The 14,504-nt window shown below is 40.6% G+C and carries 12 protein-coding genes; 4 read left to right on the top strand and 8 right to left on the bottom strand.

The window, feature by feature from the left end; translation table 11 throughout:
* Positions 1-3: 3 nt before the first annotated feature.
* The 4 genes from V7K55_RS04025 to V7K55_RS04010 form a co-directional block, all read right to left on the bottom strand.
* Positions 4-1,845 (bottom strand): GMC family oxidoreductase, encoded by a 1,842-nt coding sequence (locus V7K55_RS04025; protein ID WP_334828449.1) that lies wholly within the window; start codon positions 1,843-1,845, stop codon positions 4-6.
* 23 nt (positions 1,846-1,868) lie between these two features.
* Complete coding sequence (locus V7K55_RS04020) at positions 1,869-2,942, bottom strand: gluconate 2-dehydrogenase subunit 3 family protein (RefSeq protein ID WP_334828447.1); 1,074 nt, start codon at positions 2,940-2,942, stop codon at positions 1,869-1,871.
* A gap of 523 nt (positions 2,943-3,465) precedes the next feature.
* Positions 3,466-5,322: an alpha-amylase family glycosyl hydrolase gene (locus V7K55_RS04015; RefSeq protein WP_334828445.1), complete on the bottom strand. Its 1,857-nt coding sequence runs from the start codon at positions 5,320-5,322 to the stop codon at positions 3,466-3,468.
* Between the two features lie 304 nt (positions 5,323-5,626).
* On the bottom strand, positions 5,627-6,814 hold the full coding sequence (locus tag V7K55_RS04010; protein WP_334828443.1) for a glycosyltransferase family 4 protein: 1,188 nt from the start codon (positions 6,812-6,814) through the stop codon (positions 5,627-5,629).
* 295 nt (positions 6,815-7,109) lie between these two features.
* Here V7K55_RS04010 and V7K55_RS04005 point away from each other — a divergent pair, with 295 nt between their 5' ends.
* Positions 7,110-8,180 carry an LOG family protein gene (locus V7K55_RS04005; protein WP_334828441.1) on the top strand — a complete coding sequence of 357 codons (1,071 nt, stop codon included), beginning with the start codon at positions 7,110-7,112 and terminating at the stop codon, positions 8,178-8,180.
* Between the two features lie 159 nt (positions 8,181-8,339).
* Here the strand turns inward: V7K55_RS04005 and V7K55_RS04000 are convergent, their stop codons facing one another.
* Complete coding sequence (locus V7K55_RS04000) at positions 8,340-9,428, bottom strand: nucleotidyltransferase domain-containing protein (protein WP_334828439.1); 1,089 nt, start codon at positions 9,426-9,428, stop codon at positions 8,340-8,342.
* A gap of 177 nt (positions 9,429-9,605) precedes the next feature.
* Entirely contained in the window at positions 9,606-9,839 is a 234-nt protein-coding gene (locus V7K55_RS03995; protein WP_334828437.1) for a Nif11-like leader peptide family natural product precursor, read from the bottom strand.
* Positions 9,840-10,268: 429 nt separating this feature from the next.
* Between V7K55_RS03995 and rplU the strand changes: the two genes are divergently transcribed.
* The 3 genes from rplU to V7K55_RS03980 all read left to right on the top strand — a co-directional run bounded on the left by rplU (position 10,269) and on the right by V7K55_RS03980 (position 13,118).
* Complete coding sequence (gene rplU, locus V7K55_RS03990; RefSeq protein WP_334828435.1) at positions 10,269-10,676, top strand: 50S ribosomal protein L21; 408 nt, start codon at positions 10,269-10,271, stop codon at positions 10,674-10,676.
* A gap of 30 nt (positions 10,677-10,706) precedes the next feature.
* Entirely contained in the window at positions 10,707-11,003 is a 297-nt protein-coding gene (gene rpmA / locus V7K55_RS03985) for a 50S ribosomal protein L27 (RefSeq protein ID WP_334828433.1), read from the top strand.
* 1,038 nt (positions 11,004-12,041) lie between these two features.
* A complete protein-coding gene (locus V7K55_RS03980) occupies positions 12,042-13,118 on the top strand; it encodes a DNA-methyltransferase (protein WP_334828431.1) in 1,077 nt (358 codons plus the stop codon).
* Positions 13,119-13,315: 197 nt separating this feature from the next.
* On the opposite strand, the gene V7K55_RS03975 is transcribed toward V7K55_RS03980, so the two are convergent.
* Together V7K55_RS03975 and V7K55_RS03970 are read right to left on the bottom strand one after the other, a co-directional pair.
* Entirely contained in the window at positions 13,316-13,891 is a 576-nt protein-coding gene (locus V7K55_RS03975) for a restriction endonuclease (protein ID WP_334828662.1), read from the bottom strand.
* A 98-nt stretch (positions 13,892-13,989) separates the two neighbouring features.
* Positions 13,990-14,238 (bottom strand): helix-turn-helix domain-containing protein, encoded by a 249-nt coding sequence (locus V7K55_RS03970; protein WP_334828429.1) that lies wholly within the window; start codon positions 14,236-14,238, stop codon positions 13,990-13,992.
* Between the last annotated feature and the right edge of the window lie 266 nt (positions 14,239-14,504).

Raw genomic sequence — 14,504 nt, 5'->3', positions numbered from 1 at the left:
AAGTTAAAGCCTCTTAAGTAATTCGTCAGCTACCCGAAAAGAATTGGCCTGAATTGTCAAAGTGGGGTTTGCGCCTCCCGATGTCGGCATAAATGAGCCATCGGTGACGTAGAGGTTATCAAAGTCCCAAACTTTGCAATTGCGGTCTAGTACCGAGTCTTTGCGGTCAGTACCAAACCTAGCTCCGCCAAGAATATGGTTAGCAATCCGTGCTAAGGCGTTTTCTGCCAAGTACACGCCACCTTGACCTTGAAATTCAAATTTGAATTCGCCTGGAATTGAATTACCACCCAACTTCAAAACCTGGCCGCACATTTCCGCCAAGGTGTCCATGAGATATCTGTCGTGGCTGTGCCATTCTTTGATGATGTGAGCCACAGGACGACCCCACTTATCTTTAATTGTGGGATGGAGTTCAATTCGATTGGTCTTCAGGGGTACTTGATTAGCCATAAAGCTGACGGATAAACCTCTACCCATGTTGTTGTCCAAAAAGTCCGTCAACCCTTGAGCCGCTAAACTGGTATCTTCGATGAAGCCTTTCCAAAGTGTGTCTAAATCACGACTACCGTGGGTACGTCCCAGAGAAATAGGCAAGGCTTGATCGGAAGTATTGTTGTAGATTGCCCCTCCAGCCCAAAGTCCTCTGCTTTTGAGAAAGTCGTCAGTGGCGCAAGCATCGGTTGCCCAATCAGCATCAAGAGCTAAGGTTTTATCGCTGCGAGTGGGCATCAGGGCACTAGCACCTCCAAAACAGTGGGTAAGGAAGTATTTACCTAATAAATCATTTTGGTTGATGCGTTGATTGAATTCGGAACTCAGCTGTCCTGACAGCTTCAGCAACCGAATCGATTCAATGGCAGAACAAGCGACGATTACCAACTTTCCTTGAACAAACCGGGTTTTGCCGCTCGGATCGCGGTACACGACTCGGCTAACTTTCGATCCCTCACTTTCTAAATGAGTGACTACACAGTTTGTCCGAATTTCAAAATTTGGTTGGTTAGCGATCGGGCTAAGTAAAGATACCCAAGTACTTGATTTCACACCCAGAGGACAGCCAAAGCGGTTCACATAACTGGTTTTGATGGTTTCGGGATCTTTGGGAACTTTGCGTCCACTGGGTTGATGATCGCGGGTAATCACCGCTAGTGGTGTGCGGTAGGGCTTAATTGATTTACCATTACCCAATTGTTCGCCTAGCTTGTCCATACCAAACTTCGCATAATTGCTAATTGGGTTAGGTTCTAAGGGCGGTTGATAGCTATCTTTACTAAAAGGCTTTAGCTGATTGTCGGCAGTGCCGTTAAGACCTACAAGGTATTCAGCTTTTACATAGTACGGTTCTAGCTCGTCATAAGTTACAGGCCAATCACGCGCTTCTCTTTGGACATCGCCATTCGGGTCATTCTTTAAATCTTTACGTCCAGCATTAAAGCTTTGTAGGCGTAAATCGGTAGGCGTAAACCGCAGGGAAACGCCACCATAAATTTGAGTACCACCGCCGACTACTTGGGCTGTATAACCTTCAATTGTGGCTCGGTCTTGTCCATTGCGATCGCGGTAGATATGCGGCTCGTCGTTAATATCTGGTTCAACGTGGCTAGAATAAAAGGCTTCGTTCTGATTAGCAACTCCAGGAACGCGGATACGCTTTTCTGGGCCATCAGCAAACAATTCATCACGCTTAAAGTCACTTAACCCTTGAGGATTCTGATACTGGGGTCGAAATAGTGGGCCTTTTTCTAGAATCAGCACTGATTTCCCAGCCTTCACTAAAGTGTAGGCAATGGGGGAACCCCCAGCGCCACTACCAATAATCACTACATCAAATTCTGTTTGCATATATCTTCTCCTAGGAAAATCAATTAGCCCCGATAATCGCTGTTAAGTCCAAGGGGTGCTTCTATCGCTCTGCGCCAATCAAATAAGGTTTTGCCGTTCTTATCTGTATACCTTTCTGATAGATAAGCCCAACCTGTTCCTCCCACATTTCCACCATATTTAGGATGAGAAAATGCACCTGTAAATGTGTGGCGGCGCAGTAATTGTAGGAAGAATAGGGGTTCTTGATATTGCTGATAATTCCAACCGTTGACTTTGTTTGTAGCCATTTCGTTATACAGGTCGATGTACAACTCTTTAGAGACATCTTTTGGCTCAACGTAGGGATTGCGTTGCCGTAATATCCGGCTAATTTGACCTAAGCAAATTTTGTAATCAATTAAATGATGATTCTCTTCCCTAGCTAAAATGTTGTCAATAAAGTTTGCTGCTCCTACTGATTCATCTAGACGATAAGCATAGGCGTATTGCACCTGTTTATCTTGTTTACCCAAAAAATTGTAATAACGGTTCAAAAAGTTTTCCCCTTCCTTGGTTTGGAAAGGCAAAATATGATCTACTAATCGAGCTACAATGTCGAATTCCCAATCCTCAAAGTTCAATGGCTCAGTACACAATTGGGTAAAAAATCGCGACCAAGTTTGACCGTTGTCAAGCTGGGCCCGCTGGGGATTTACTGGGTCTATTATTGCCTGCCCATCGACAATAAATTTGTAGGTGTGAAATTGTCCTTTCGGTACGATAATCGATAGAGCATAATACCCTGTAGGTTCCCCAACAAAGTTGACAGACTTGAGTGGAATTGGCTCATAAAGGTTGGCGAAAGTCCCAATCACAGCAACATTTTTTGGTGGTGTGGCTCCTGGTTGCTGATATACAAAAGTCACTACATTAGAAGAATAACTTTTGACAAAATCGCTACCATCGCTGTAACTATCGATAATCGGAAATCGCCAAGGTTCAGAAATACGAGATCGCGGATCGTCATCACTCAATTGTCCAAAGTTATGGCGAGGGTCTGTATTATCTCTGGCAAGAAATTTAGTGCAGTGGTTTAGTACGTATTGGTCATCTGTTTGCAAGATTTCAATAGCCATTAATTTTTCTCCTGGTAGATAAATATCGACCAAATTAAGTCACAAAAAATAGCAGCAATGAGCATTTTTGAATCACTCCAAGTTTGCTTTGCTTGACTATACAAATAAGTTGTGTTTATGGAAACAATAATAACTCTAATCTTTCCGCAAAAATGACTAACAATTTCCGAAAAAATTCTTAAGTTTTATCAAAACAGAATTCAGGAGTTAGAATCGGCTAAGCGCCCCGCTAACGCTAACAGAATGAAGAATGTATTCTGTATGGCTGGTAGATAGTGAGTCTGCGAATGTTTGAATAAGTGGGTTCAAGACCCCCAGCAAATCATAGATTTGCTGGTCTTTATTCTGAATTCTTCTTCAACCGCGATATTCTGCATCAGGCACGAGGATAATTTTACCAAATGCCTGGTTTGTCCTCAATTCGCTTGTGGGCAACACTTGCTTATTCTAGGGGCAATTTCTCATAATTCGTAATTACAAATTAAGAATTGCCCAGAGCGGATGTAATTTTATGTAAGTCTTGTTATTGAGAGAGAATCAAGACGCTGTAAGGGCCAATACCAACATTGGCACGGAAGGGCATTCCATCAGAGTCATTGCGATCGGCAAATGTATCATAACCAAGATGGTTGCCAAAATCTGGGCTGTAGCCGTTCCAGTCGCTGTTAAATCTTACCTTCCAAGTTCCGCCACGAGGAAAGCCCAGATTATAGCTATCGTAGGAGCGATCGCCCATATTCACAACAACAACTACATCATCTCCTGCTCCGCCGTTATTCCAACGATGGAAGGCAATAACTTTGTCGTTATTGTTGACATGATGTACATTTACATGCTGTCCCTGTAAACCTCTGGTATTGTTATTCCAGTTACGGCGTAAACGAATTAGCGACTGATAAAGATTCCAAATACCACTAAATTTCTCTTTCTTGCTCCAATCTAAAGTGCCAGAATCTTTCCAACTTCCCCATTCCAGAAATTCCTGACCTTGAAAAATCATCGGGATTCCAGGAGATGTAAAAACCAGAGCTGCTGCTAAGGTAGAACGTTTGCGGGCAAACCAGCTATCTGCATTCCCACGCCAAATTGCTTCCGGGAGCCGGACTTTGTGGTTAATATCCGCTACTTCATCATGGTTTTCGCTGTAGATAACTCGCTTCCAAGCATCGTTTTCAAACCTTTGTAAAATTGCGTCCCGAACGCTGTACATATTACGGGCGCTATCACTGGGAGCCACCACCGCTTCAAAAATCCGATAATAAAACGAACTACCCCACTGGGAATCAAATCCGGCTCCCCCGGCTCCTGTACTACGGTTTATCCATTCGTTATTTTGCAAGTCTTCGGCAATGGTAATCTTCCACGGCATCTTGCGATTTATTTCATTGTTGATCCGTTGCATCAAACTCCAGCCTTCTGGAATATCATTTGCAGACTCGTTGTTCTTGCCATAAATATTACGAATGTTGACTGTGGAATCAAACCGTAAACCATCTATATGATATTCTTCCAGCCACATCAGAGCATTATCACGGATATATTGCCGCACTTCATCCCGTCCATAGTCTGGGCGAGGGCCAAAACCACTTTGTACTCGTCTGTCGTTATAGAAATAGATTCCATCCCCATTATTTTGATTCCAACCATCAAACCGCCGTAGAGAATAATCTAGTTCTCCACTACCAAAATGGTTATAAACTACATCGAGAATGACGGCTATGCCAACTTTATGGGCTTCTTTGACAAAGTTTTTAAATTGACTAGGATCGCCATAATTACTTTCTATATCAAAGGGGAAAGCAGGGTTATAACCTAGAGAGTATTCACCTGGGAAACCAAAAATCGGCATCAGTTCAATAGCATTGATGCCTAAGTCTTTTAATATTCCTAGTTTCTTGATAATTGAATCTAAATCTCCGGGCTTTTTCTCGGTTCTATTAAAAGAAGCTACATGCAGCTCATAAATTACCAATTGATTCCAGGGTGGCATATTGAAGGTATCACTTCCCCAGTCAAACTTATCGGTGACAATTACACCATCCGCGCCGTCATTGTCGAGGACATGTTTGCAGTAGGGATCGGTACGCCACCATACAGAATCAGCCGGAATGAAATTACCTTGAATCACATAGCGGTACTTTTGACCTTCTTTAGCTTCAGGAACATCCACAGACCAGTGTCCATTATTTTCCGAGGCGAGGAGATTTGCTGTTGTAGACCATTGATTAAAATCTCCAGCCACGTAAACTGCTGAAGCAAATGGCGCCCAAACCCGAAAGGCTGTTCCTCCTTTGTAGGGAATAGCCCCCATTCCAGTATGGGTAGAGGCTTTGATCGCAGACGTACCTGAGTTAACACTTAGTTCGGTTGAGATCGCCATAAATTAGATTTCTCTGTAGGAGATGACTGAATAGGAAAGTTTGGCGTTGCTGATTCAGTTTGATTTCAAAACCTTTGTAGAGGTGTGAACTATCCCGTCTCTATTCTTTGGATTGATACATACTGCTATTAAGCAACGCCAAAACCAAATTAAATTTGCACTGCTGAAGAAATTACAGCAGTGCCTATTGTGGATTTATCAAAAGTTGATTAGGATTTTATGCAACTTTAAACAAAGTTTACATTTATCCACTGACATTAGTTAGGTATCCCTAATGTCAGATATAAACAGTATGCTTGATTGATTACCAGAGAATTTGCGATCGCTCCTGCACAACTCGCTGATATACTTCTTCAGTTTGCCTAGCTAATTTCGGCCAGCTAAAGCGGCGCTCTAAATCCTCATAAGCGTTATCTACCAGCCATTGCCGATAACCTGGATTTTTCAAAACTTCCAAAATTCCCCAAGCTAAAGAATCGGGATTGTTCGTCCAAGTCACAATACCTGTTTTGGTATGTTGCACCACTTCAGGAAAACCACCAGTATCAGAAACCACTGCAGGAACACGGGAAGCAAAGCTTTCTAAAGCGACAATCCCAAAGGGTTCGTAAAGGCTAGGAAACACGGCACAATCAGCGACAGTTTGGAATTTATCTAAATAATCATCGGAGAGAAAACCGGTAAAATAGCAATGATGCCAAATTCCTAAATCCCAAGCTTGGCGCTTGAGATGGTCAGTATTGCCGCCACCGACGATGACAAATTTAACATTACCTCCCATTTCTGACAGGATCTTGGGTGCAGCATTAAGTAATACTGGTATACCCTTTTCGTAAGTCATACGACCGAGGTAATAAATGATTTTCTCATTATCTGTGGCAAATTGGCGGCGAAAATCCAGCGCATGAAAATCTACGTGATGCTGTTTTTTTTCGGCTCGGATACCGTTATAAATAACATCGATTTTGTCCCAAGGGCTTTGTAATGCTCGTTCTACTTCTTGGCGCATATAATCGCTACAAACGATAATCCGCCAAGCGTTGAAAGCCAGCAAGTTTTCTTTGCCGTTTATATAGCCTTGGATATCTGTGTGAATACCGTTATAGCGTCCGTATTCTGTAGCATGAATTGTAGCAACTAGTGGTATTTTGAGACTATGCTTGAGAGCGATCGCAGCATCTCCCACTAACCAGTCATGGGCATGAATTAAATCAAACGGCCCTTCCTCTAAAATCAACTTACCACCGTGATCTCCCATACTCAAGTTGAGATTGACTACCCAGTGGAAAAAGTCGTTACTATATGCCACAGGCACGCGATGTACCTTTACTCCCTCAACCACCTCATACATTGATGCCTGACCAAATTCGGCTGTAATCAGGTGGATTTCATGCCCTAGCTTTACCAGTTCCGGGTACAACTCCGCTACATGCCGCGCAATTCCCCCAACAATCCTGGGCGGAAACTCCCAACTCAGTACCAATATCTTCATCTGCTAGACTCCCCCACACTTTACAAATAGCTAAAAAACTACATTTACCTAAAAATACAAGGGTGGCAAATGTAGTGAGTATGTTTACTAAAATTGTTAGATTTTTTAACTGTTATTTTGTTAAAGCTTATCAAATATCCAAATAAACAAAACACTCCAGACACAGAGAACACAGAGACAAGAGGTTAAAGCGCTAAGTTCGGAGAGTTCTAACTCTACATCACAGGGCTATATCCCGCTTGCTAGAGTGTGATTCATTCACGTAGAATATAATGCCCTTGTTGCAGCAGTTCTCATGACTTCATCTGCGTCATTTGACACATTAGAGTCTTTACAGGCGGATATCGCTGAATTGATCGCTCGTTTACCGACATTAAAAAATCGGCAACTTATTCAGCAAGTACTTGCTACCATTGTTCGTCTAGCTGATACCGAGATTGAGCGTCTTGACTGGAAAATATTGTCGGCTGCATTAGCAGATATGGAACGCGGTTTCCAGTTGTTTTATGATTACCGACACGTTCGCAAAGTTACCATCTTCGGTTCGGCTCGTCTAGCACCAGATACACCAGAGTACCAAATGGCCCTTGAGTTTGCTCGCGCTGTTTCTCAATTAGGATTTATGGTGATGACCGGCGGCGGCGGTGGAATCATGCAGGCGGGTAACGAAGGCGCTGGGCGAGAAAATTCCTTTGGATTAAACATTCAGTTACCCTTTGAACAGGAAGCAAACCCTTTTATAGAGGGCGATCCCAAGCTAATCAACTTCAAATATTTTTTTACCCGCAAACTGTTTCTCCTCAAAGAAAGTGATGCTGTAGCCTTATTTCCGGGAGGCTTTGGCACTCAAGATGAAGCTTTTGAATGTATGACATTAACCCAGAATGGGAAATTTGGCCCAGTACCTCTGGTTTTAATCGATCGCCCTGGTGGTGATTATTGGCGCTCTTGGAGCAAATATATTGATCAGCAATTAGTGGAAAATGGTCTTGTCAGTCCTGAAGACCCTAGCCTTTACACGGTGACAGATAATCTGGATGTCGCTTGTAATGCAATCACTCGTTTTTACCAGGTTTATCACTCATGTCGTTATGTCAGCAATCAGTTAGTTATTCGTCTGAAGACAGATATATCAGACGCTCTTGTAAAGCAACTCAATGCTAATTTCAGTGACATTCTTGTTAAAGGACAGATTGAAAAAAGTCAGGCATTACCTCAAGAAGCACAAGATGAAACTGCTGAACTACCCCGCCTCATTTTGTACTTCAATCAACGCGACTTGGGGCGACTGTATCAGATGATTGCCACAATTAATCAGATGGGTAATCCTTCACCAGAGGATGCAGCGCATCCAGAAAGGAAGTAGCTCAGGACTTGCGTAAACAATAACCGAAACCGTAAGGATTCAGGTAGGGGCAATTCATGAATTGCCTCTACCGCGCAGGTTTATTTCACATTCAAGAACAATTAATAAAAATTTGGTCAGAATCCAGGACTTATAATTCCAAACTTGTCACTTTTTTATTTACCAATTTTGCATTTCTACTAATTCCATGCACAACTCATTAATTTGCTCCAAATCAGGTTTATGAGGTAGGGCAGACTGTTCATAAACAGTTTCCATTTCAGCGACCAAATCTTCTGCGGTTTTCATCACCTGCTCATAAGAATACTCACCCTTCAAAATAGCTCTTAAATCCTCAACATCACCAGCTATTCTTCTATCTACAATCACTTCACCTTGACGCAATATTTCTACTCCACTGCGTAACAATCTAATGCAGTGCATCCCATGTTTGAGGTCAAAACCCGACTGTCTTTCCATTTCTGCCCTAGCCGGATTTCTATTTTCCTGCCAAGATAAGTAAGCTTTCCATTCTCTTAAAGCTATTTGATAACCTTGGCTTTTTTGAAGCAAACGGATAAAATCTTTGCGGCTATTGGTTAAGTGTTGGGTATATTCTAAAGTTTCATCAGGCAAAGTATATTTTTTTAAAACTCCTTTAAAATCAGTGTCTGCTGTTAACAATTTGTATAACTGCTCCGCTTCTTCTAAAAACTCAATCCGTCCTCTGATTAAGTTATAAAGATACTCCAAAAAAGCATTTAGCTCATCTTTACTTAAGGGTGCTTCGTGTTCTATGGCGAAGTCGGATGGTATTGGTTTTTTTTGCGGTGGCTTTAATAACCATTTACGATGAGTTTCCATCTTTTTTATTTGAGCAAAGGCATAACCAGTGTAAGTATGTTTTACCTTCTTGCTCAAAAATAGCTGCTTATGATTAATTAAATGCTGTCCTACTGTGTTGAGAAAAGGATAGTTATTTAACCAGAGCAATTCTAAAACATTGGGATTTGCACCTGCCAATAACTGGAGGATTTTCCTTAATTCATATATAACTGTGTCTTTGTTACCATCAACAAATGGAAATATTCCTGGTTCATCCCAACCAGTATCTTTTTGTTCGATGCGATCGAATCCCAAGTAGTACCTTTTGGGTGCGATAAATACTCCCCGATAATCAAAGTCTGAATCAGGACGATTTAAACCATAGCCGTGACTACCCGCCAAACCAATTAAAATAGTTCTTTGCTCAACTTCTATTCTTTCCATATCACCTGATTAAAATATAGTCATCCTAACTCATGAGTTAAGCAGGTGGCGAGATGGGAAGCAGAGTTGCTTAGTTTAATATAAATGCTCCTCAAGGAGATGATGCAACGGTATCCCTTGAGGAGCAAAAGTTATCAATTGAGTTGTTCCTATACTTTCAGTTTCCTAGAATAGGAATTATCTAGGATTAATATGCCGTCTAGTTCCCCATCCTGGATTGACGATGGCGGCTAAATCTTCTTCAGATAACTTGTTGATTTCATTGTCCAGTTCATCAGCCGTGAAGTCATAGCCACGCTCTTTTGCAATCTTGATGAAGGCTTTTGGATCGGCTGTCGCTTTAAGTCTTTGCTGTAATGCTTGATCTTGTTTTACAGCTTGAAAAAGTCGGGTAGCATTTTGCTGTGTCATGAGAATCAATCTCCTGTTTTTAATATCAGGTTTGAATGTAAGAATTTGATTTTTTCGATTCCCTAAATTCTGTCAAGAACTATTAGATTAGTCGCGTAAGTTTAATTTTAAAATAAATAAGATAAATGTGTGAATTTTGATAAGAAACTATAAGTTTGAGTCTAAAATATTTCTACTAGTTTATAAAAATCAGCCCTAAGATGGAAGCATTATTGAACTAATAAGCATCGATTCTGATTTTTGGGTAAGCGATCGCCATCACGAATCTTTGCAACTGAAAGCTTGACTTACACCTATCAATAAAATAAGATATTAGATTGTCTGTCTAATTCCTGCTCGGATCAGGTAGACATATTACAAAAGCTGGCAAAAACCTCTCTACACGAGATCAAAACCAGCTACCTGTACGGCAACCTCAAGGACAATTTAATGACCTACGCAATTATTGAAACTGGCGGCAAACAAATACGAGTAGAGCCAGGGCGGTTTTACGATATTGAACTGCTTCCGATCGAACCAGATGAAAAAGTTACAATAGACTACGTATTACTCGTGCAGCACGATGGCGCAGTCAGCATTGGCCAGCCACTAGTGACAGGTGCCACCGTCGAAGGGACTGTAATGCGACATTACAGAGGTCGTAAAGTCTTGGTATACAAGATGAAGCCGAAAAAGAAAACCCGTAAAAAACGGGGGCATCGTCAGGAAATTACCAGACTTATGATTGACTCCATCACCCTTAACGGTGAAGTGTTTGTTGCCCAAGGAGAAACGGAGAAGGAAACCCCCGTTTCAAATGAAACTCCTGCCGAAGAAGTTGAAGTCGCTGCTGAATAATAAAAAGAAGTAGATACAAAAGAGGAAATCATGGCTCATAAGAAAGGAACAGGTAGTACACGTAACGGTCGTGATTCTAACGCCCAACGCCTGGGTGTCAAGCGTTATGGCGGTCAAGTTGTGCGTGCAGGAAACATTCTCGTGCGTCAGCGCGGTACTAAATTCCACCCTGGTAATAACGTCGGTATTGGTAGCGATGATACTCTGTTTGCCTTAATCGACGGTGTTGTAATGTTTGAAAGAAAGGGCAAAACTCGTAAAAAAGTTAGTGTTTATCTACCCATAACTGCTGTTCAGGCAGCCCCTGCTGAAGCTGTAGCAAGTTAGAGTGTGAGGGTGGGTAACAGCCCACCCTAATCGCTAGTTAGTGCTGGCATGATGGTCAGATTTGTATAGATTTCTAAAATTTTCTAAAAGTCGCTTTATCCCTCTGTTGCCCATAGAGGATGTTTTAAAAGTATTTCGCCGTGATTTTAGGTACTTAGCGATCCCCCTAACCTAGGGTGTTGACTTTGTAGGGAAATTGCTAAAAAACTTGGCTCTTCAGTTCCTTTTATGGAGTCGAATAATAAATAAAATCTAATCAAAGCCTATGTTCCATGCTATGACTGGATTTTAAATTTTTGAGCCTTTCTACAAAACTGCTATTTTAATGCCCTACCATAAAACCAACGCAAGAGCCAAAAACTTCATGCAATTATTGTGTTGTCAATTGAGGTCGAAAATACAGTTTTTCTTTTTGAGAGCGTGGACTGACCAAAAACTTGAGATGACCAAGCCTTCAGGTCAAGATAGCGAACATTTTCTAATGCCTCCTTAACCATCAGACCAGTGAAATTTATAGTACATAAATAAATATTTAGAATCATCTGTCCTATGTGTTTGAAAGGACAGATAGGGGTGAAATGAGCATCCATGCAGAAACTTACGCTACAGCGCTTCCGGCTATTATGCAATACAGTTTTTCTCCTTGCCCTCTCCTATCAAAGCTTTCAGATTTGGAGATGTACCTCATAGCTGCCGTAAGTGCTGTAAGGACTTGATGAACCGCTTTCAATACTGCGATCGCCAGGAATAAAACTGTACCAATTGAAGTCTCTGAAATTTAGGAGCTTGAAAGCCTTGCTGTACCGTATAAAAAAGCTGCACCAAATAGCCTATAGGTTAATTGACACATTCAGAATTGTGAAAAATATTGGTTTGTAGAATGCCTATCCAGTAAGGGTTACAGCCTTAGCGTAACTTTCTGTACGGTTGATCATTTCACCTCTAAACGAAATGAAGCGAGGCGATACCTTGTGTAAAAACCTATTTTAGGTTATTTTATTTAGTAACTGAATTTTTTCTAATAAAGGGTAGATAGCAGTGAAGGCTGGAAAAGAGAAGCTACCACTAGACCAGATTACTTTAGGAAATTGCAAATCATTGCTAAATAATTTACCAGATGAGTGTGTAGACTTAATTGTGTCATCACCTCCATACAATCTAGGGAAAGAATACGAAGCGAAGCAAGCTCTCAATATTTATTTAGAAGAGCAAACATTCATACTTCAGCAGTGCGGTAGAATTCTTAAAAAAACAGGCTCCTTATTTTGGCAAGTTGGTGCTTTTGCTGACAAACGTGCAATTATTCCTCTTGATATTCGCTTCTTTCCAATTTTAGAATCGTGTGGTTTGATTCCAAGAAATAGAATCATTTGGGCTAGGCAACATGGTCTTCATGCCCAAAAGAAATTTTCATGTAGACATGAAACAATTCTTTGGTTTACTAAAACTGATGATTATATATTCAATTTGGATGCTATTAGAGTCCCACAAAAATATCAAAATAAAAAGCATTATCGAGGTGAGCGTAAGGGAGAACTTTCGTGCAATCCAGACGGAAAAAATCCAGGAGATATTTGGCTCTTCCGAAATGTAAAGCATAATCATGAGGAGCAAACTATACATCCTTGTCAATTTCCAGAAGATTTGGTAGCTAGGATTGTATTAGCCACAACTCTAAAGGATGGTTTAGTTTTTGATCCATACATGGGAACGGGAACTGTAGCGACTGTCGCTAAGGATTATGGACGGCATTTTATGGGGACAGAAATAGATCCAACATATCATAAAGTGGCTCTTAGACGGCTCAGTGGAGAGCCTGATGAAAATGGCTGTTTTGCAAATCTAAAAACACTACGTGATTATGTAGAACGTACAGGTCTGCCAATTGATAAATTTAGATTTGATGTGCAAGTTGGAGAAAAACCATCAGAAAGAAGTAAAGCGAAAATATACCCAGAAGAGTACCATTTGCAGGAGATGCAAGAACGACTGCTTTATGAAGAAACAGCTTTTGCTGCTCTTTTGCGAAATGAAGATATCCCTATAGATCCAAAATTAAATGGAAAAAAATCCTCGGAGAAAAAGATTAGTGTCCAAATGGAAATTAGATTCTAAGACTATAGGACTTACGCACTGTACAAACGAATCATCTTGTGTATTAACGTAAATAGGTCATTTCAGACTTTTAGAAACCATGCTTTGTCAGTTGCGATCTTAAAAAGATAGCTGAAAAATCTAGCTAAAAGCCCTGAAAAGCATAGTAGTCATTTCGGCTTTTCTGTCAATGCGTAAGTCCTAGACTAATATATCATCTATTGTATAAGATGAATTTGGCAACGACTAGTTGCTAATCTGCCAGAGATTAGTTGACCCCGGCAACTAATTCTAGTCTGAACGATTCTAGAATATCTTTTTTCTTGATACATAGTGGATATGACTGATGTAACTGTGTCTCGTTGTTCAAACAATCCAATAAGTCTGATTGGCACATCGAAGACATGATTTTGAATTAAAGCTTTCAACTGTTGAACAGCCTGTTCATAGTAAAGAGTGCTGTTTGAAGCAGGAAAAATTTGAGCTTTTGTAATAATAATTACAAGTCTTGTAGAGCATTTTGCAAAGATAGTCCCTGCTTTAAATAATAATTCTGAACGTAAGGTATTATTTAATAAAAATGGATAGTTGGAAAACTGTATTTCAAGAATAATACCTGCTTTGGCAAAATCAATTTCTTTTCCTAAAAATCTATATTCAGAGAGAATGACTATATTATTCTGCCATTTTAGCTTAACTAAGGCATTTTTAATGTATTCGTTTGTTCCAACTGGGTCGAATATTAGCTCTCCTTGTCTTCCCCTCTGATCCGAAGGCTTAACATGCAACGGCATCAAGGTGAGTGTGTCACTTATTTCTTTCCACTCTAAACTGTAGTTGGTACTGATAAGGCTATCAGCATTGTTGAAATCTAAAAACTGGATAATAATAATTAGTTGTCCTCTTTTTCTTCAAGTAGTTTACTAATAAAAGTTGCTGGCTCAATTTGAAGAGCTTCTGCTACTTCCAAAAATTCGATTAAATCCAAACGACGCTCGCCACGCTCATATTTGGAGATATATGATTGTGGGCGCGAAAGCTTCGCTGATAACTCAGATTGAGTAAGGTTAGCTAATTGGCGAGCTTGAATAAGCAATTTACGAAATCGATTGTACTTTTCACTGAAAACAGATTTAGACACGCAAATTAATTTTCTCTTTGCGACAGCTTACTTAGTTTTTATGACAGTTTAGTTTTTACTAACGCAATAAAGTTTTGAGTTATATACTAAAACCTAATCTGGGATAAACCCAAAATAGGTTTTATTTTTGTCATAATTAAGCGGTCGAGTCAGACTCAACTGCTTGAAAGACTTATAGAACCCATTTGATATCTTTTTTAGGTAGCAGCTAGTCTTTTGAGCATCAATCTGATAAAACAAAGCTTGAGCTTGGCATTGGCACGAGC

The sequence above is a fragment of the Nostoc sp. genome (assembly GCF_036919895.1).
Classification (GTDB): Bacteria; Cyanobacteriota; Cyanobacteriia; order Cyanobacteriales; family Nostocaceae; genus Nostoc.
Note: the sequence above shows the minus strand (reverse complement) of the source record. Positions and strands in the feature narration are given on the sequence as shown.

Excerpts from the sequence above, each read along its gene's own strand:
- rpmA (WP_334828433.1), top strand. The coding sequence starts at position 10,707 with ATGGCTCATAAGAAAGGAACAGGTAGTACACGTAACGGTCGTGATTCT.
- V7K55_RS04010 (WP_334828443.1), bottom strand. The coding sequence starts at position 6,814 with ATGAAGATATTGGTACTGAGTTGGGAGTTTCCGCCCAGGATTGTTGGG.
- V7K55_RS04005 (WP_334828441.1), top strand. The coding sequence starts at position 7,110 with ATGACTTCATCTGCGTCATTTGACACATTAGAGTCTTTACAGGCGGAT.
- V7K55_RS04015 (WP_334828445.1), bottom strand. The coding sequence starts at position 5,322 with ATGGCGATCTCAACCGAACTAAGTGTTAACTCAGGTACGTCTGCGATC.
- V7K55_RS03975 (WP_334828662.1), bottom strand. The coding sequence starts at position 13,891 with ATGCCGTTGCATGTTAAGCCTTCGGATCAGAGGGGAAGACAAGGAGAG.
- V7K55_RS03995 (WP_334828437.1), bottom strand. The coding sequence starts at position 9,839 with ATGACACAGCAAAATGCTACCCGACTTTTTCAAGCTGTAAAACAAGAT.
- V7K55_RS04000 (WP_334828439.1), bottom strand. The coding sequence starts at position 9,428 with ATGGAAAGAATAGAAGTTGAGCAAAGAACTATTTTAATTGGTTTGGCG.
- rplU (WP_334828435.1), top strand. The coding sequence starts at position 10,269 with ATGACCTACGCAATTATTGAAACTGGCGGCAAACAAATACGAGTAGAG.
- V7K55_RS04020 (WP_334828447.1), bottom strand. The coding sequence starts at position 2,942 with ATGGCTATTGAAATCTTGCAAACAGATGACCAATACGTACTAAACCAC.
- V7K55_RS04025 (WP_334828449.1), bottom strand. The coding sequence starts at position 1,845 with ATGCAAACAGAATTTGATGTAGTGATTATTGGTAGTGGCGCTGGGGGT.